At 70.2% G+C, this 17769-nt stretch carries 16 protein-coding genes; 11 read left to right on the forward strand and 5 right to left on the reverse strand.

Annotated elements, in window-relative coordinates; translation table 11 throughout:
• Positions 1-119 precede the first annotated feature (119 nt).
• Together miaB and HQ325_RS20215 are read left to right on the forward strand one after the other, a co-directional pair.
• Entirely contained in the window at positions 120-1661 is a 1542-nt protein-coding gene (gene miaB, locus HQ325_RS20210; protein WP_222632033.1) for a tRNA (N6-isopentenyl adenosine(37)-C2)-methylthiotransferase MiaB, read from the forward strand.
• Positions 1649-2230, forward strand: coding sequence for a hypothetical protein (locus HQ325_RS20215; protein WP_222632035.1), 582 nt, complete (start codon positions 1649-1651; stop codon positions 2228-2230). Before miaB ends, HQ325_RS20215 begins: the two co-directional genes overlap by 13 nt.
• A 43-nt stretch (positions 2231-2273) precedes the next feature.
• On the opposite strand, the gene HQ325_RS20220 is transcribed toward HQ325_RS20215, so the two are convergent.
• Entirely contained in the window at positions 2274-3737 is a 1464-nt protein-coding gene (locus HQ325_RS20220) for a DUF349 domain-containing protein (protein WP_222632037.1), read from the reverse strand.
• A gap of 129 nt (positions 3738-3866) precedes the next feature.
• Here HQ325_RS20220 and HQ325_RS20225 point away from each other — a divergent pair, with 129 nt between their 5' ends.
• The 6 genes from HQ325_RS20225 to HQ325_RS20250 all read left to right on the forward strand — a co-directional run bounded on the left by HQ325_RS20225 (position 3867) and on the right by HQ325_RS20250 (position 9846).
• A complete protein-coding gene (locus HQ325_RS20225; protein WP_222632039.1) occupies positions 3867-4616 on the forward strand; it encodes a hypothetical protein in 750 nt (249 codons plus the stop codon).
• A complete protein-coding gene (gene miaA / locus HQ325_RS20230; protein ID WP_222632639.1) occupies positions 4613-5527 on the forward strand; it encodes a tRNA (adenosine(37)-N6)-dimethylallyltransferase MiaA in 915 nt (304 codons plus the stop codon). Before HQ325_RS20225 ends, miaA begins: the two co-directional genes overlap by 4 nt.
• Entirely contained in the window at positions 5524-6378 is an 855-nt protein-coding gene (locus HQ325_RS20235; protein WP_222632041.1) for an RNA methyltransferase, read from the forward strand. Before miaA ends, HQ325_RS20235 begins: the two co-directional genes overlap by 4 nt.
• A gap of 4 nt (positions 6379-6382) precedes the next feature.
• On the forward strand, positions 6383-7255 hold the full coding sequence (gene dapF, locus HQ325_RS20240; RefSeq protein ID WP_222632043.1) for a diaminopimelate epimerase: 873 nt from the start codon (positions 6383-6385) through the stop codon (positions 7253-7255).
• Between the two features lie 84 nt (positions 7256-7339).
• Positions 7340-8803, forward strand: a complete 1464-nt coding sequence (hflX, locus tag HQ325_RS20245; protein ID WP_222632045.1) for a GTPase HflX — start codon at positions 7340-7342, stop codon at positions 8801-8803.
• A complete protein-coding gene (locus HQ325_RS20250; protein ID WP_261778558.1) occupies positions 8800-9846 on the forward strand; it encodes a hypothetical protein in 1047 nt (348 codons plus the stop codon). The genes hflX and HQ325_RS20250 overlap by 4 nt, the downstream gene beginning before the upstream one ends.
• A 63-nt stretch (positions 9847-9909) precedes the next feature.
• Here the strand turns inward: HQ325_RS20250 and HQ325_RS20255 are convergent, their stop codons facing one another.
• The 4 genes from HQ325_RS20255 to HQ325_RS20270 all read right to left on the reverse strand — a co-directional run bounded on the left by HQ325_RS20255 (position 9910) and on the right by HQ325_RS20270 (position 14075).
• A complete protein-coding gene (locus tag HQ325_RS20255; RefSeq protein WP_222632047.1) occupies positions 9910-10167 on the reverse strand; it encodes an HPr family phosphocarrier protein in 258 nt (85 codons plus the stop codon).
• Between the two features lie 73 nt (positions 10168-10240).
• Positions 10241-12292, reverse strand: a complete 2052-nt coding sequence (locus HQ325_RS20260) for a fructose-specific PTS transporter subunit EIIC (RefSeq protein ID WP_222632048.1) — start codon at positions 12290-12292, stop codon at positions 10241-10243.
• Between the two features lie 35 nt (positions 12293-12327).
• Positions 12328-13311: a 1-phosphofructokinase family hexose kinase gene (locus tag HQ325_RS20265; protein ID WP_222632051.1), complete on the reverse strand. Its 984-nt coding sequence runs from the start codon at positions 13309-13311 to the stop codon at positions 12328-12330.
• A complete protein-coding gene (locus HQ325_RS20270; RefSeq protein WP_222632643.1) occupies positions 13308-14075 on the reverse strand; it encodes a DeoR/GlpR family DNA-binding transcription regulator in 768 nt (255 codons plus the stop codon). The genes HQ325_RS20265 and HQ325_RS20270 overlap by 4 nt, the downstream gene beginning before the upstream one ends.
• Positions 14076-14259: 184 nt before the next feature.
• On the opposite strand from HQ325_RS20270, the gene ptsP reads away from it, so the two are divergent.
• The 3 genes from ptsP (at position 14260) to HQ325_RS20285 (ending at position 17769) form a co-directional block, all read left to right on the forward strand.
• Positions 14260-15954 (forward strand): phosphoenolpyruvate--protein phosphotransferase, encoded by a 1695-nt coding sequence (gene ptsP / locus HQ325_RS20275; RefSeq protein WP_222632053.1) that lies wholly within the window; start codon positions 14260-14262, stop codon positions 15952-15954.
• A gap of 73 nt (positions 15955-16027) precedes the next feature.
• Entirely contained in the window at positions 16028-17311 is a 1284-nt protein-coding gene (locus HQ325_RS20280) for a solute carrier family 23 protein (RefSeq protein WP_308014632.1), read from the forward strand.
• Positions 17312-17334: 23 nt separating this feature from the next.
• Positions 17335-17769 (forward strand): hypothetical protein, encoded by a 435-nt coding sequence (locus HQ325_RS20285; protein WP_222632057.1) that lies wholly within the window; start codon positions 17335-17337, stop codon positions 17767-17769.

A 17769-nucleotide genomic window follows, 5' to 3' on the forward strand; every position in this document is an offset into this window, starting at 1 on the left:
CCCTAGAGGTAGTTTCCTCCGCCACTGCTCGTTTTGGTGCGGGGACCGCGTATATGTAATGGAAACTTTACTCGGACCGCTCGGTGGGTCGGGTACGAGCGCCGCCGTACCCTGGAGGGGTGGACACGATCGACACCCAGACTCTGCCTGCGCGGTCCGGGACTGCGCGCACCTACGAGGTGCGCACCTACGGCTGCCAGATGAACGTGCACGATTCCGAACGACTGTCCGGCCTTCTCGAGGAGGCCGGCTACGAGAAGGCCGACTCGGGTTCGTCCCCCGATCTCGTCGTCTTCAACACCTGCGCGGTACGCGAGAACGCCGACAACAAGTTGTACGGCAACCTCGGCCAGCTCCGGCCGGCGAAGGACGAGAACCCCGACATGCAGATCGCCGTCGGCGGGTGCCTCGCGCAGAAGGACCGCGACGTCGTGGTCACCAAGGCGCCGTGGGTGGACGTGGTGTTCGGTACTCACAACATCGGGTCCCTGCCGGCGCTGCTCGACCGGGCGCGCCACTATCAGCGCGCCGAGGTCGAGATCCTCGAGTCGCTGGACGCGTTCCCCTCGACTCTCCCTGCCAAGCGCGACTCCGCCTACTCCGGGTGGGTGTCCATCTCGGTGGGGTGCAACAACACCTGCACCTTCTGCATCGTGCCCGCTCTGCGCGGCAAGGAGGTCGACCGCAGGCCGGGCGACATCCTCGCCGAGGTGCAGGCACTGGTCGACGAGGGCGTACTCGAGGTGACGCTGCTCGGACAGAACGTCAACGCGTACGGCGCCTCGTTCGCCGATCCCGAGCAGCCCCGTGACCGGGGTGCGTTCGCGTCCCTCCTGCGTGCGTGCGGGGAGATCGACGGGCTCGAGCGCGTCCGGTTCACCTCGCCGCATCCCGCCGAGTTCACCGACGACGTCATCGAGGCGATGGCGTCGACGCCCAACGTGTGCCCGACGCTGCACATGCCTCTGCAGTCCGGATCGGACCGGGTACTGCGTGCCATGCGCCGTTCGTACCGCAAGGAGAAGTTCCTCGGCATCATCGACCGGGTGCGCGCTGCCATCCCGCACGCGTCGTTGACGACGGACATCATCGTGGGGTTCCCCGGCGAGACCGAGGAGGACTTCCAGGAGACCCTCGACGTCGTGCGCCGCGCGCGCTTCAGCAGCGCCTACACGTTCCAGTACTCCAAGCGACCGGGAACGCCGGCCGCGGACATGGCGGACCAGGTGCCCAAGGCCGTGGTGCAGGAGCGGTACGAACGGCTCGCCGCTCTGCAGGAGGAGATCTCTCACGAGGAGAACCGCCGCGTCGTGGGCTCCGAGGTCGAATTGCTCGTCGCAGACGGTGCCGGACGCAAGAACGCGGCCACCGAGCGGATGAGTGGCCGCACCCGCGACGGTCGACTCGTGCACTTCACCCCGACGGGTGCGATCGACCGAGCCGTCCGGCCCGGCGACGTCGTCGTCACCACAGTGACCGACGCGAAGCCGTACCACCTGGTCGCCGACGTCCCGGTGCGCTCGCACCGGCGCACCACGGCCGGCGACCGACACGAGCGGGGCACGATGCCCCGGACCGCACCGGTCGGTGTCGGGTTGGGGTTGCCGTCCGTCGGCGCCCCGGCGCCCGAGCCGGTCACGACGATGGGATGTGCACTGTGAGTACCGAGCCGACGACCGGATCAGACCCGGCGGCCGCCGAGAAGCAGATCTCGGGGCGAATCGACCCGGGGGTCCGCGCCGTCGTCGTGGCGGTGGTCGTGTTGTTGCTGCTGCTCAGTTTCGCACTGCCGCATACGGGTTCGGCCAACGCGTGGGACGTGCTCGTGCACGACGAGGACGCGGTGGCGGAGTCGGTGGCACTGCCGTCACGCATCTTCGTGTGGCTGACCCTCGTGTTCGCGGTCGGCTTCTCGGCCCTCGCCCTGGTCACTCAACGCTGGGCGCTGGCCTGGGTCGCGCTCTACGGGTCCGGCGTGGCGACGGTGCTCGGCATCCTGGCCATCTGGTCACGTCAGACAGTTCCGGTCGGTCTCACCGGGGCCGGCCCCGGTCTCGGCCTGGTCCTCGGCTGGGTGCTCGTGGTCGTGCTGGCGTTCCACTGGTTCAAGGTGGTGTGGAACCGCTCCAACGCTCAGTGGGCGGCCGCCGCCGCCCGCCGGGACGCGGCCGTGATGGACGAGGCGCGGCGCGAGAACGTGCTGGACACGTCCCGGCGCCGCGACAGCTGATCCCCGAACTCGCAGACCGCCCGAAGTCACAGACCGCCCGAAGTCACAGACCGCCGACGGCGCTGTCGGCGGCATCGGCCCACTCGCGCCACTGCTGTGCCTGCGCACGGGCCTTCTCGGCGTCCTTGGCCTTGCCCGCGACCTCGGCCTTCTGGGCCTGCTCCTCGAACTGCGCGACCCGTTCGCGGAACTGAGCCGCGCGCGCCATCGCCTCGGGATCGGTGCGTCGCCACTCGGAATCGGCGGCGTCGCGGACCCGCTTCTCGATCGCGCGGAGCTTGCCCTCGAGATCGTGCATCTTCTCGCGCGGGACCTTGCCGATGGCGTCCCACTTGTCCTGCAGGGTGCGCAGAGCCGCCTTGGCTGCGTCCATGTCCTTGGACGGGTCGATGTGACCGGACTCCGCGAGCAACCGCTCCTTGGCCTCGGCGTTCTGCTCGAACTCTGCGTTCTGCTCGGACTGCGCGGCGTTGCGCGCCTCGAAGAACACGTCCTGGGCACCCTTGAACTTCTGCCACAGCGAGTCGTCGGCGTCGCGTGGAGCCCGGCCCGCGGCCTTCCACTCGGTCAGCAGATCGCGGAACACCTGCGCGGTGCCCACCCAGTCGGTGGACGACGACAGTTCCTCGGCCTTGGCGACCAGCTCCTCCTTGCGCACCTTGGCGGCGCCGCGTTCGCGGTCGAGATCGGCGAAGTGCGCGCCGCGGCGGCGGTTGAACGCCTCACGTGCCTTGGAGTAGCGCTTCCAGAGGGCGTCGTCCACCTTGCGGTCGACGCCGCGAATGGTCTTCCACTCCTCGAGAATGACGCGCAGACGGTCACCCGCCGCCTTCCACTGCGTGGATTCGCTGCCGATCGTCTCGGCCTCGGCAGCCAGCGCCTCCTTGCGTGCGGTCGACTCCGTCCGCTCCGAGTCCTTGCGCTTGCGATGCTCGGCGGCGACCTCGTCGGAGTGCTCGATGACGGCCTGCAGACGGGTCGCCAGTGCCTCGGTGTCGCCGATCACGGCAGCGGTGGGCAGGGTCTCGGCGAGCGCGACGGCGGCGCTCTTCGTCTTCTTGGCGTCGCCGGCGCCGGAGGCGAGCCGCGCCTCCAGGAGTGCGACCTCGGTCGCGAGATCGTCGAAGCGGCGCCCGAAGTGTGCGAGGCCCTCGGCCGCGTCGCCGGCCTGCCAGGAACCGACCTGCCGCTCTCCGTCCGCGGTGCGGACCCACGCCGAGCCGTCCTCGTCGACCCGGCCCCAGCGGGACGGGTCGGTGACGACAGGGACGACGGCGGGGGTCGACGGCACGTGGTGCGCGGCCGGATGCGGCGTCGGGTGCGACTCCCCGTCGACCGGGGGTGTGGACGACTGCGGTGCGGACGGATCGGCCGGGGCACTGGGTCGGGTCGGCGCCGGGCGCGGTGCGCCGCCGGGCCGAGGGCCCGGTCGGGGTCCGGGCCGGGGCGGGGTGGTGCTCGCCTGAGCCTCGGCGGGGGCGTTCTCGGTCGTCTCGTGCTCGGTCATGGTTCTCTCCGTCTCTGCCGCGCGTCACGGCTGCCTGGCGCTACGTAATTCTCTGCCCGGTCGTTCCCGGCCCATTCAACCCCTTCCTCGCGTCGGCGACCATGCAAACCCCGAGGGACGCGCGGAAAAATGGACGCACTCGAACGGTCGACTACCGTGGCGTCCGTGCTGTCCGCCCTCGTCTTCGTCCCGTCGCCTCCGTTGTTGCTCGCGGAGCTCGCCGGTGCCGCCGCAGGCGAACTGGACGATCTGCGATCGGCCGTGCGCGAGGCGTGCGACGACCTCGGGCAGTCCTGTCGGAGCTGGATCGGGGTCGGTGTCGGTGCGTCCACGACCTGGATCGACGGTGCCGCCGCGGGTACGTACGTGGGGTTCGGTGCCGATGTCGTGGTCGGTCTCGCCCCGGATCGCGGGCCGATCGATCGTGCGATGGAGTTGGCCGCGCTGACCGTCGGGCTGCTCCGCGGGCAGTCGGTGCCGCAGTGGTCGGTCCCCGTACAGCTCGTCGCTCGGAACGCGAGTGTCCACGACGTGGCGGCCGTGGCGCTCGACCTGCGGACCCGCGTCGACGCCACGCCCGGGCCGGTGGGGTTGCTCGTCGTCGGCGACGGGGCGACGACGCTGACCGACAAGGCGCCCGGTGCGTTCGACGAGCGCGCCGAGTCGGTGCAGCACTCGATCGACGACGCGCTCGGCAGAGCCGACGTCGATGCGCTGGCATCGCTGGACCCCGCACTCTGCGACGCCCTCGGTGTCGACGGGCGCGTGGCGTGGCAGGTCGCGGCCGCGCTGATCGGACCCACACGAGTGGTGCCACACAGTCTCTTTCGTGGTGCCCCCTACGGAGTCGGATACCACGTCGCCTCGTGGTCACTGTGACGACGCCGACACCGGTCGCGGTGATCGGACCCACCGCCACGGGCAAGTCGGCCCTCGCGCTCGATCTCGCCGAACACCTCGGCGGGCACATCGTGAACATCGACGCGATGCAGCAGTACCGCGGCATGGACATCGGTACGGCGAAGACGCCGGTGGCGGAGCGTCGCGGCATCCCGCACCACCGACTCGACGTCCTGGACGTCACGGAGACGGCGACGGTGGCGGCGTACCAGGACGCCGCCGTGCGGGAGATCGAGGAGCTGCTCGAGCGGTCCGTCGTGCCCGTCGTCGTCGGTGGATCGATGATGTACGTCCAGGCTCTGCTGGACCGCTGGCAGTTTCCGGCCACCGATGCCGCGGTGCGGGCCGAACTCGAGGCCAGGCTCGCCGCCGAGGGGGTCGCGGCCCTGCACCGCGCACTCGCGGAGTCCGATCCGGCGGCCGCGGCGTCGATCCTGCCGACCGACGGTCGACGCATCGTCCGCGCGCTCGAGGTGGGCCGACTCACCGGGAAGCCGTTCGCCGCGTCGGCGCCCACCATCGGCGAGCCGCGTTGGGACACCGTCATCCTGGGCATCGACCGTGACACCGAGGAGCTCGACGCGCGCATCGCGGCACGCACCGACGCGATGTTCGCCGAGGGGTTCGTCGCCGAGGTCGAGACCCTCGTGGGACAGGGCCTGCGCGAGGGGGTCACCGCCCCGAGAGCGATCGGCTACGCGCAGGTGTTGCAACTGCTGGACGGCGAGATCGACGAGGCGGCGGCGCGGGAGGCGACCTTCGTCGGTACCCGGCGCTATGTTCGCCGCCAACGGTCCTGGTTCGGCCGTGATCCCCGCGTGCACTGGCTGCGCGGGGGAGCATCGGACCTGCGGGACGCCGCACTGCGCACGAGGGGAGAACACCGATGAGCGATGCGCTCGTCCTGTCGCGGAACGCACGGTTCCAGCAGTGGCAGTCCTACCTCGTCACCCGCGGCAAGCGCACCAGGGCGGGGGTCTTCCTCGTGCAGGGAGTGCGGCCGGTGACGCTCGCCGTGAATCACGGGTGGCCTCTCGAGTCCGTGCTCCACCGAACCGGTGACACCCTGTCGTCCTGGGCCACGTCGACCGTGGACCGCTGCCGAGCCGCGGGCGTGTCCGTCGTGGGTGTCGCACCGGAGTTGATGGCGGAGCTCGGCGAACGCGCCGATCGACCGCCCGAGGTCCTGCTGCTCGCGCGCTCCGAGCTCCTGGACCCCGATCAGTGGACTCCGCCGGGCGAGGCGCCGATCGTGGTCGCGTTCGATCGGCCGACGTCGCCAGGCAATCTCGGCACCCTGATCCGTTCCTCGGACGCTTTCGGTGCCGCCGGCCTACTGGTCAGCGGGCATGCTGCGGATCCGTTCGATCCCGCGTGCGTCCGCGCTACCACCGGGTCCCTGTTCGCACTCCCCGTGGGGCAGGTGGGAGGTCCGGAGCAGGTCCGCGCGATGGTGGACAGGCTGCGGCTCACGGGCACGGACATGACGATCGTCGGCACCGACGAGACCGGCACGGTGGCAGCGCACGAGCACGACTTCACCGGAGGAACGGTGCTGGTGGTGGGCAACGAGACGCGGGGCATGAGCGCCGCGTGGCGGGAGGCCTGCGACGTCGTCGTGTCCATCCCGACAGGCGGCGCGGCGAGTTCCCTCGGAGCGCCGTCCGCCGGTGCCGTCGGGCTGTACGAGATCACCCGTCAGCGGCTGACCGCTCGACCGTCCGCGCCGGTGGGAGACTGATCCCATGCAGTTCACCAAGGGGCACGGAACCCAGAACGATTTCGTCGTGTTGCCGGATCCGGACGCACTCCTCGATCTGAGCGCACACCGCGTGGCCACGCTGTGCGACCGCCGCACAGGGCTCGGAGCGGACGGAATACTGCGCGTCGCCCGCAGCGGTGCCCTCGTCGACCGCGGTGTGCTCGACGCGTTGCCCGAGGGCGTCTGCGCCACCGACTGGTTCATGGACTACCGCAACGCCGACGGGTCCGTCGCGGAGATGTGCGGCAACGGCGTCCGGGTGTTCTCCCATTACGTTCGTGCGGCCGGTCTCGTGGACTCGGACGAGTTCGTCGTCGGATCGCGTGCCGGCGGGAAGCCGGTCACCGTGCACTCGCACGATGCCACCGACGCCGTGGTCACGGTCGAGATGGGCACCCCTCGGGTCTTCGAGACCTCCGACACCGAGGTCGACGGCAGGTCCTTCACGGGCATCGGAGTCGACGTCGGCAATCCGCACCTGGCCTGCGTGTCCGCCGATCTCGATGCGGGGACCCTCCGCGACCTCGACCTCACGGCGCAGCCCGCCTTCGACGGTGCGGTGTACCCGCACGGGGTCAACATCGAGTTCGTCACCGTGCCGAAGGACGGCGCGGTGAGCATGCGCGTCCACGAGCGGGGCGTGGGGGAGACCAGATCATGTGGCACGGGCATCGTCGCCGCCGCGGTCGCCGCGCTGCGCTTCGACGGGTCCGGCGACGGTGAACTGGCCGTCCACGTGCCCGGTGGTGTCGTGTCGGTGCGCGTGGCGAACGGTTCCGCGTCGATGCGGGGGCCGTCGGTGCTGGTGGCGTCGGGGGAGTTGTCGGAGACCTGGTGGGCGGGGCTGGAAGCGTGACGGCCGGGGTGCGGGTATTCCCGGCGACACGGTTGCGTAAATGACAGTGCACGTCAGGGCGTTCTCGTGGATCATGGGTCTCGTATGACGACAACGAATGCAGCGGCCGACAGGGCCGACACGACAGGTCCCTCCCACAGCGACGGGTTCGAGCAGGACGCCGAGTGGTCCACCGGCGACATGCAGCTCGACGATCGCAGCGCTCTGCGCCGCGTGGCCGGACTCTCCACCGAGCTCACCGATGTCACCGAGGTCGAGTACCGCCAGTTGCGGCTCGAGCGCGTGGTGCTCGTCGGTGTCTGGACCAGCGGTTCCGCGGAAGAGGCGGAGTCCAGCATGACCGAACTCGCGGCTCTGGCCGAGACCGCGGGTTCCGAGGTGCTCGAGGGGCTGGTGCAGCGTCGCGACCGACCCGACGCCTCCACCTACATCGGCTCCGGCAAGGCGAAGGAATTGCGCGAGGTGGTCATCGCGACCGGCGCGGACACCGTCGTGTGCGACGGTGAACTGACGCCTGCACAGCTGACGGCGTTGGAGAAGATCGTGAAGGTGAAGGTCATCGACCGCACCGCCCTGATCCTCGACATCTTCGCTCAGCACGCCTCCTCCCGTGAGGGCAAGGCGCAGGTCGCACTGGCGCAGATGGAGTACATGCTCCCGCGTCTGCGCGGCTGGGGTGAGTCCATGTCGCGTCAGGCGGGTGGCCGCGCCGGCAGCAACGGCGGTGTGGGTCTGCGTGGTCCCGGCGAGACGAAGATCGAGACCGACCGTCGACGCATTCGCGAGCGCATGGCGAAGTTGCGTCGCGAGATCCGAGGCATGAAGCAGGCCCGCGACACCAAGCGTGAGCGTCGGCTGCAGGGCAACGTTCCGTCCATCGCCATCGTCGGCTACACCAACGCGGGAAAGTCGTCACTGCTCAACGCGCTGACCGGGTCCGGCGTCCTGGTGCAGAACGCACTGTTCGCGACCCTGGATCCGACCACGCGCAAGGCGACGCTCGAAGACGGGCGCGAGTGCGTGCTCACCGACACCGTCGGCTTCGTCCGCCACCTGCCGACCCAGTTGGTCGAGGCGTTCCGCTCCACGCTCGAGGAGGTGACGGACGCGGACCTGCTGCTGCACGTGGTGGACGGGTCCGATCCGCTTCCGATCGGGCAGATCGAAGCGGTCCGAGAGGTCATCGTCTCGGTCGTCCGCGAGCAGAACGCGGCGGCGCCCGAGGAGCTGATCGTGGTCAACAAGATCGACGCCGCGGATCCCGTCACGCTGACCCAGCTGCGCGGCCTGTTGCCAGGTGCGGTCTTCGTGTCCGCGAAGACCGGTGAGGGCATCGAGGAGCTGCGCACGCGGCTCGGCGAGCTGGTGCGCCCGCCCGAGGTGTCGGTGAGCGTGCTGCTGCCCTACGACCGTGGCGATCTGGTGTCGCGCATCCATGCCGACGGCCGGATCTCGAACACGACCCACGAGAGCGGCGGCACGCGCATCGACGCGACGGTGCCGACGGCACTGGCCTCGATTCTCACTCGCTACGCCCACAGCGCGTGAGCAGTCGCTTCGCGCCGGTGCTCGGCGCTGCCGTGGTGGCGCTCGTGGCAGCGTCTCCCGCGGCGGCGCAGACCGAGCCACCGGATGCGGAGCCGTACTGTGTGCCGACCGATCCGGGACTGTCCGAACTCTCGGGCATGACGGTGCTCGACGGGACGGCGTACGCCATCGGGGACAGCGGCGCCGACGACCGTGTCGCGCGCCTCGACTCCGAGTGTGCTGTCGCGGAGTGGCTTCCGAATCCGGTGGATCCGTACGACGTCGAGGATCTCTCGTCGTTCGAGGGGTCGTTGTGGCTCGCGGACATCGGTGACAACGATCGTCGACGCGACGCGGTGGCCCTCACCCGGATGGATCCCGCGGCCGGCGGAGCCGGTGAGCTCCACCGGCTCACCTATCCCGACGGTCCACACGACGCCGAGGCGCTCCTCATCGGGCCGGACGGCCGCCCTGTGATCGTCACCAAGGACGGCCTCGGCACCGGCGCGGTGTACACCGCCGACGTGGCGGTGTCCGATCTTCCGAGCCCCGGCCCGACTCCGCTGCGCCGCGTGGCCGACTTCGCGCCGTCCACGACGTCCACATCCGGGGGTCCGCCGTTGCTGGACGGCAGCCGTCTGGTCACCGGGGGAGCCGTGAGCGCCGACGGGTCGGTGGCCGCCGTGCGCACCTACACCGATCTGTACCTCTGGTCCGTACGTGACGGTGACGTGGCCGCGGCCTTCGCGTCGGCTCCCGCCCGCGTCGTCGCGCTCCCGCCGCAGCCGCAGGGGGAATCGATCGCGTTCACCTCGGACAGCGAGGTGCTGCTCGGGTCCGAGCAGGGTGTGGACACCGCCGCAGCTCGTCCCGCCGTCCTCGTGATGCGCGACGTGGCGGCCTCGATCGAGGCCGTCCCGGAAGTCACCGGGACCGCGGACTCCGAGGCGCCTGCCGAACCCACCGGGTCCATCCTCGTTCCGTTGATCGCCGCCGCGGCGTCCGTTGGTGTGGTCGTGGTGCTGACGCTGTTCTTCGTCCGTCGACTGTTCCGCTCGCGGTAGACGCAGCAGCGCAGACGACGACGGCCCCCACACTGTGTGGGGGCCGTCGTCGGTCGTGAAAGATCAGGCGTCGAGGTCCGAGGCGACCAGAGCGGCGACCTTGTCGAGCGTGGCCTGATCGTCACTGGTGATCGTGACCTCGGTGCCCTTGGTGGCCCCCAGCGTCATGATCATGAGCGCGGAGCCGCCGTCGACGGCTTCTTCGCCCTCCACCTCGAGGGTGACGTCGACGCCGGAGTCGGCGACCGCCTCGGCGATGACGGCGGCGGGACGGGCGTGCAGGCCGATGGCGGATCCGACTGCGACCGTGGTGCTGGGCATCGTGGTGATCTCCTTCTTCGTCAGGTGAGTGCTGGTGTCGATACTGCCAGCTGTGGGGGTGGTGACGTGGGTGTCAGGCTGCGACGGCAACAGGCTCGTCGACGATCTCCGCAGGCTTCTTGCCGGCGAACTGCTTGGCCGCGGTGATGAGCGCCGCGGAGACCACGGTGCCGATGGCCAGGGCCAGCAGGAACAGGAAGAAGTTGTTCATCGCGAAGAACACCAGCAGTCCGCCGTGCGGCGCGCTGAGCGTGGTGCCGAAGGACATGATCAGGGCACCGGTCACGGCGCCACCGGCCATCATCGAGGGGATGACGCGCAGCGGGTCGGTCGCGGCGAACGGGATTGCACCTTCGGAGATGAACGCAGCTCCGAGAAGCCATGCGGCCTTTCCGTTCTCGCGCTCGGCTTCGCTGTAGAGCTTCGGGCGCAGAGTCGACGAGAGAGCCATGGCGAGCGGAGGAACCATACCGGCGGCCATGACGGCGGCCATGATGCGCAGCGATGCCTCGTTGTCGACGCTGAGGCCCGCGGTGGCGAAGGCGTAGGCGGCCTTGTTGACCGGTCCACCGAGGTCGAAGCACATCATGAGGCCGAGGATGATGCCGAGGATGATGACCGACGAGCCCGAGAGGCCGTTGAGGAAGTTCGTCAGGCCCGTGGTGATGGCGGCGAGCGGGCGGCCCAGCACGAGGAACATCAGACCGCCGACGACGAGGGTCGCACCGAGCGGGATGATGACGACGGGCATCAGACCACGGAGCCACGGCGGCACCGCGATCCGGCTGATCCACAGAGCCACGAAGCCGGCGATGAGACCACCGACGAGGCCACCGATGAAGCCGGCGCCGACGAACAGGGCCACGGCACCGGCGGTGAAACCGGGAGCGATACCGGGGCGGTCCGCGATGGCGAAGGCGATGTAACCGGACAGGGCGGGGACGAGGAAGCCGAACGCCAGTCCACCGAGCTGGAACAGCACCGCACCGATGAAGATGCGGAGCCCACCGTCGGGGAGGTTGGTCAGGCTGTTGTTCTGCATGATTCCCTCGGCGACACCCTTGATCTCGTATCCACCGAGAAGGAAGCCGAGGGCGATGAGGAGTCCGCCGGCCGCGACGAACGGAATCATGTAGCTGACGCCGGTCAGCAGAATCTGGCGCAGGCGTGTGCCCAAGCCGAGTCCACCGGCCGCGGCGGCGGCCGACGCTCCCGGTGCGGTGCCGGACACACGTGCGGCGCTCGGGTCACCGCCGGCGCGCAGAGCCTCGGCGACCATCTTGTCGGGTTCGTTGATCGCGCGCTTGACGCCGGACTCGATGACGGGCTTGCCCGCGAAGCGCTCGCGGCCCTTGACGCCCACGTCGGTGGCGAAGATGACGGCCTCGGCCGAGGCGATCAGTGCCGGGTCGAGCGCCGTGGAGCCGCTCGAGCCCTGCGTCTCGACGTGCACGGTGACGCCCGCACGGTCGCCGGCGTCCTTGAGGGAGTCGGCAGCCATGTAGGTGTGGGCGATGCCGGTGGGGCACGCGGTGATCGCGACGATGTGCTTGGCAGCGTCCGCCGTGGCGGTCGGAGCGGGAGGCGCGGTCTTCGTGGTCGTGACGGGGGCAGCGGCCTTCGAAGCCCCGGAAGTTGCAGGTCGGGGGGCGAGAACGCCCTCGACCAGTGCGACGACGTCGGCGGGGGTGGCGGCCTCGCGCAGCGATGTCACGAACGCGGGCTTGACCAGTGCGCGAGCGAGCGAGGACAACAACTTCATGTGCTCCGCGCCTGCGCCGTCCGGTGCGGCGATGAGGAAGACCAGGTCCGCGTCGCCGTCGGGTGCGCCGAACTCGACCTTCGGGTTCAGCCGGGCGAAGCCCAGCGATGCCGTGGTGACGGCAGCGGACCGGCAGTGCGGGATCGCGATGCCACCGGGCAGGCCGGTGGCGGACTGTGCTTCCCGGGCGAGGGCGGCGTCGCGCAGGGCATCGGCATCGGACGCACGGCCCGCGTCGGTGAGGACGCGAGCGAGGCGGGCGATGACGTCGTCCTTCGTCGAGCCGAGGTCGGCGTCGAGCAGGATGAGGTCCTCGGCGATGATGCCGGGCTCGGCATCGCGAGCCGTGGTGGGACTGGACATGTCGTTTCCTCTGGGAGTGGAGTGGAGCTGGGGGTTCAGGACTGGGGTACGGCGGGTGACGAGTCGAGGGTGTGGACGGGGACGGCACTGACGTCGACGTCGGACGGCGTCGGCAACCGGGTCCCGGGTAGGGCCGCGGCTGCGGATCCGTAGGCGACGGCCCGGGCGAGTCGACCGGCACCGTCCTCGCCGTCGAGATCGGCCAGGATGTATCCGGCCAACGACGAGTCGCCCGCGCCGACGGTGCTTCGCGGGGTGATCGGGGGAGGGGTGGCGAACCAGGACCCGGTCGCGGTCACCAGGACGGCACCGGATCCGCCGAGTGTCGCCAGGACGGCAGCCACCCCGCGATCGACGAGCACGCGTGCGGCGTCGACCGTCGGGTACGGATCACCCTGTGCGGCAGCGGCTTCGAGCGTCGCCCCGTCGTGTCCGGTGAGGTGTGCGAGTTCCTCCGCGTTCGGCTTGATCAGATCCGGTGCCGTGGCGGGAAAGCCCGCGGCGAGCGCGGAGAGCGGATCGTCGGACGTGTCCACGGCGACCTTGGCCGACACCCCGTGCAGCGCGGTGACGAGGCGGCCGTACCAGGTGGCGTCGACTCCGGGCGGAATCGATCCGGACAGGACGACCCAGTCGGCGCGCTGCGCGAGTTCCAGGACGGACGCCATGAGGGCGTCGACCGTCTCGGGTGCGAGTCCGGCGCCGGGCTCGTTGATCTTGGTCGTCGTGCCGTCGGGCTCGCTGATGGTCAGATTCGTGCGCGCGACACCCGACGTGGGCACGGCGTGGTACCGGACTCCGAGAGTGCCGAGTGCGCTGAGCAGCGGATCGGAACCGCTGCACGGGAGCACCGCGGTGGCGGTCCGTCCGGCGGAGGTGACGACGCGTGCGACGTTCACTCCCTTGCCGCCGGGTTCCGTCGTGGTCGTCGCGCTGCGATGCACCGATCCGCGCACCAACGGCACGTCGAGGGAGACCGTGCGATCCATGCTGGGGTTGGCCGTCAGGGTGAGGATCATGCGACCACCACCTCCAATCCGTGTTGCTGCAGACGGGTGCAGTCGGTGTCGGTGATGCCGTCGTCGGTGACGAGGACGTCCACACAGTCGAGTGCGGCGAAGGACATGAAGAACTGGAGGCCGATCTTGGCCGAGTCCGCGACGACGATCACGCGGTCCGCGGCAGTCACCATCGCGCGCTTGACGGCGGCCTCGTCGGTGTCGGGCGTCGAGAGACCGTGGCCGACACTGATCGCGTTGGTGCCCACGAACGTCACGTCGACGCGCACGGTCCCGAGCACTCGCAGGGTGTCCTCGCCGACGGTCGCCTGCGTGACACCGCGGACACGGCCACCGAGCAGGTGGAGATCGAGGGACGGAACCGCGGCGAGCCGCGTCGCGATGGGAAGCGAGTTGGTCACCACCGTCAGATCCGACTCGACCGGGATCAGCGCGGCGAGGCGACCGGTGGTGGTGCCTGCATCGAGTGCGATGGATCCGCCGGGTGCCGGCAGGTAGGAGAGGGCGGCAGCGGCGATGCGGTCCTTCTCCTTCGCGCGGGTGTGTTCGCGTTCGGCCATGCCGGGCTCCACCGCAGTGACCGACGTGGCGGGAACCGCGCCACCGTGAACCCGTCGCACGACGCCCATGCGGTCGAGCGAGGCCAGGTCACGGCGGACGGTCTCGGTGGTGACACCGAACGTGTCGGCCAGGTCGGCGACGGAGACGCGACCGCGCTGACCGATGAGTCCGGCGATGGCGTTCTGGCGCTCCTCCGCGTACATCGTGTTCACCGCCCCTCCGTCCGATCCATTGTTTCACTGTTGGATTATGTTGTTTTACGCCCGTCTCTGTTGACATGTCAAGAGGTTCGAGTAATCTGAGTCACAAGAGCCATCGCGGGAGACGCGATGCACAGCGGGTAGGCGAGATGATGCCCCCGCACCACCGCGCAGCAGGAGGAAGCAGATGACGGGATCGCTCACCGCGAACGAGGCACAGCCGACGGCCCACGCGGTGCAGGGCACGCCGGTGGTGCCCGGCGTCGGTTACGGCCCCGCGATCCGCCCTGCGCCGCGCCCCTCGCGCCCCGACACTGCCGTCGAGATCGCCGAGGACGCGCGCGACGCCGAGAAGGAGCGCTTCCGCGCCGCGGCGGCCGAGGTCGGTCGACGTCTGCAGGCCCGCGCCGCCCTGGCAACCGGCTCCGCATCCGAGGTGCTCGCCGCCAACGCCGCGATGGCCGAGGACCGCGGGTGGATCGGCGCCGGCGTCAAGGCCATCGGCAAGGGTTCCGACGCCGCGTACGCCGCCGTCACCGCGACGGACCAGTTCGTTGCCATGTTCGCCAAGCTCGGCGGACGCATGGCCGAGCGCATCACGGACCTCATGGACATCTGCGACCGCGTCATCGCCGAGCTGTCCGATCTCCCGGAGCCCGGCGTGCCCACCCCGTCGGAGCCGTCGATTCTTCTCGCCGAGGACCTCGCACCCGCGGACACCGCAGGACTCGACGCCACGCTGGTCGTCGGGCTCGCGACGTCGCTCGGTGGGCCCACCAGCCACACCGCGATCATCGCCCGCCAGCTCGGTATCCCGTGCATCGTCGCGGCCACGGGCCTCGACGACGTCGCCGCCGGGACGCTGGTCATGGTGGACGGCACCACCGGCCGCATCGAGATCGAGCCGGACCCGTCCACGGCACGCTCAGCTGTCGAGGAATCGGCCACTCATCTGGCCGAGGTCGCCGACTGGAGCGGACCGGGCCGGACGTCCGACGGTCACCGCGTCGACATCCTCGCGAACGTGCAGGACGGTGCCGGCGCTCGCGCAGCCCGGTCGACCGCGGCCGACGGCGTCGGACTCTTCCGCACCGAACTCAGCTTCCTCGACCGGGACGTCGAGCCGACCGTCGACGAGCAGGCCTCGATCTACGCCGAGGTGCTCACCGCGTTCGAGGGCACCAAGGTGGTCGTCCGCACGCTCGACGCCGGCTCGGACAAGCCGCTGCGCTTCGCGAGCCACGCCGACGAGTCCAATCCGGCCCTCGGTGTGCGCGGCATCCGTATCGCCGAGGGCAATCGCGGCATCCTGCATCGCCAGCTCGACGCCATCGCCGCCGCCGCGGCCTCCACCGAGTCGTCCCCGTGGGTGATGGCCCCGATGATCGCCACGTCCGCCGAGGCGCAGGCCTTCGCCGCCGACGTCCGCGAGCGTGGACTCACGCCCGGCGTCATGATCGAGGTACCAGCGGCAGCTCTGCTCGCGGACCGCATCCTCGATCACGTCGACTTCCTGTCCATCGGCACCAACGACCTGGCGCAGTACACGATGGCGGCCGACCGCATGTCCGCCGATCTGGCCGCACTGACAGATCCGTGGCAGCCCGCCGTGCTGACGCTCGTCGCCCACGCGGCGAAGGCCGGCGCAGCGGTGAACAAGCCGGTCGGAGTCTGCGGAGAGGCCGCCGCGGACCCGTTGTTGGCCTGCGTCCTCGTCGGCTTCGGCGTCACGTCGCTCTCGGCTGCGTCGGCCGCCGTGGCCGGTGTCGGCGCGAAGCTCGGCACCGTGACGCTGGAGCAGTGCAAGGCTGCGGCCGAGGCCGTGCTCTCCACCTCCAGCCCGGCCGAAGCACGCGAGGTGGCCGCCGGCCTGCTCGGGTGACGCGCTCCCGCCCTCCGACCGTCCTCCGACCGGCCTCCGGCCTCCGGCCTTCCCGCATGACATCATGTCCGCCGTGACGACAACTCGATCCAGGCAGTTCTTCCCTCGCTGGTCCGTGCACGGCGACGGTCGCACCGTGGCCCCCGACGCGGTCGTCGCTCCCGACGAACGGCTCTCGTGGCCGCGCACGGTGGGTATCGGCATGCAGCACGTCGTCGCGATGTTCGGCGCCACGCTGCTGGTGCCGACCATCACCGGGTTCCCGGTCACGACGACGCTGTTCTTCTCGGGTCTGGGCACAGCGATATTCCTGCTCGCCACGCGTGGCCGGGTCCCGAGCTACCTGGGCTCGTCCTTCGCCTTCATCGCACCGTTGGCAGCCACGGCGGGCGACGGCCCCGCAGCGCAGCTCGGGGCAGTGCTCGTGGTCGGCGCGGTGCTGTTCCTCGTCGGTCTGCTCGTCCGGCTCGCGGGAAGTCGTGTCCTCGACGCCGTCATGCCGCCGCTGGTGACGGGCGCGATCGTGGCGCTCATCGGTCTCAATCTCGCGTCCACAGCCGCGACCTCCTACGAGGCTCAGCCGTTGGTGGCGACGGTGACCCTCGTGGTGGTCCTGCTGGTCACCGTTGCGGTGCCGGGCCTGATCGGTCGCCTCGGCATCCTGGTCGGCGTCGTCGTGGGGTGGGTGTTCGGTGCGGTGTCCGGCGCCCTGGATCCCGTGCGTGTCGACGCACTCGGCAGCGCATCGTGGATCGGACTGCCCGAGTTCACGGGCCCCTCGTTCCAGCTCTCCGTCATTCTCGTCGCTCTACCCGTCGTGGTGGTGCTCGTCGCCGAGAACGTCGGGCACGTCAAGGCGGTCGCGGCGATGACAGGTCGATCGCTCGACGACGTCGCGGGTGACGCCCTCATGGCGGACGGCGCGGCGACGGTGCTCGCCGGCGCCGGCGGTGGTTCGGGCACCACGACGTACGCGGAGAACATCGGCGTCATGGCCGCCACCCGCGTGTACTCCACCGCTGCCTACTGGGTCGCCGCCGCGACAGCGCTGGTGCTCTCGTTCTCGCCGAAGTTCGGCGCCTTGATCTTCACGGTCCCGAGCGGCGTCATCGGCGGCGCGACGCTGGTGCTCTACGGCCTCATCGGCCTGCTCGGCGTGCGCATCTGGCAGGAAGCGGGGATCGACTTCACCAAGCCGCTCAACCTCATGGTCGCAGCCGCCGCGCTCGTCGCCGGTGTCGGTGACCTGACGCTGACCATCGGATCCGTCGAACTCGGCGGCATCGTGTGGGGCTCGGTCGGCATCCTGATCGCGTATCCGGTGCTGCGCGCACTGTCGGAGCACCGACGAGACTGAACGGTCTGTGTCACGCTGAGGTGGTGAGTCACCCACCTCTCGACCCGATGCGACCCGTGCGCCTCGCGCCCGACGAGTGGCCGTCGACGCCGGCGTGGAAGGTGCCGGCGCTCATGGCTGTCTCGGCTGTAGCAGCCGCCTCGACGCTCGCGCTGCCGAACACTGCTGCTCGTGCGTCCGTTGCGGCTGTTGCCCTGATCGTTGCTGTGGTTCTCGCTGTTGCGTCGACGAGGCGGACCGTGCGCGAGAGCGGCGACCAGCGCATCTCCTGGTTGCGCGGCCCCGCGGTGCGTCGCCGTGACGTCGACCTGCTTCACAGCTGCAGTGGGTCTGCTCTGTTCGTCGGGGCCTTGGCGCTGAATGCCGTTCCGGGTTGGTACTGGTGGGTGACCGCGGCGCTCGTCGTCTGGGTTCTGCCGCCCCTCGTTCTGCAGGCTCGGCACAACCGCCGGATCTAG

Origin of the sequence: Rhodococcus sp. BP-349, assembly GCF_019835845.1 — a bacterium.
GTDB lineage: Bacteria > Actinomycetota > Actinomycetes > Mycobacteriales > Mycobacteriaceae > Rhodococcoides.

Bases quoted from the DNA above. Each gene is read 5' to 3' on its own strand.
- HQ325_RS20265 (WP_222632051.1), bottom strand. From the start codon at position 13,311: ATGATCCTCACCCTGACGGCCAACCCCAGCATGGATCGCACGGTCTCC.
- HQ325_RS20220 (WP_222632037.1), bottom strand. From the start codon at position 3,737: ATGACCGAGCACGAGACGACCGAGAACGCCCCCGCCGAGGCTCAGGCG.
- dapF (WP_222632043.1), top strand. From the start codon at position 6,383: ATGCAGTTCACCAAGGGGCACGGAACCCAGAACGATTTCGTCGTGTTG.
- HQ325_RS20255 (WP_222632047.1), bottom strand. From the start codon at position 10,167: ATGCCCAGCACCACGGTCGCAGTCGGATCCGCCATCGGCCTGCACGCC.
- HQ325_RS20260 (WP_222632048.1), bottom strand. From the start codon at position 12,292: ATGTCCAGTCCCACCACGGCTCGCGATGCCGAGCCCGGCATCATCGCC.
- ptsP (WP_222632053.1), top strand. From the start codon at position 14,260: ATGACGGGATCGCTCACCGCGAACGAGGCACAGCCGACGGCCCACGCG.
- hflX (WP_222632045.1), top strand. From the start codon at position 7,340: ATGACGACAACGAATGCAGCGGCCGACAGGGCCGACACGACAGGTCCC.
- HQ325_RS20225 (WP_222632039.1), top strand. From the start codon at position 3,867: ATGGACGCACTCGAACGGTCGACTACCGTGGCGTCCGTGCTGTCCGCC.
- HQ325_RS20270 (WP_222632643.1), bottom strand. From the start codon at position 14,075: ATGTACGCGGAGGAGCGCCAGAACGCCATCGCCGGACTCATCGGTCAG.
- HQ325_RS20215 (WP_222632035.1), top strand. From the start codon at position 1,649: ATGTGCACTGTGAGTACCGAGCCGACGACCGGATCAGACCCGGCGGCC.
- HQ325_RS20235 (WP_222632041.1), top strand. From the start codon at position 5,524: ATGAGCGATGCGCTCGTCCTGTCGCGGAACGCACGGTTCCAGCAGTGG.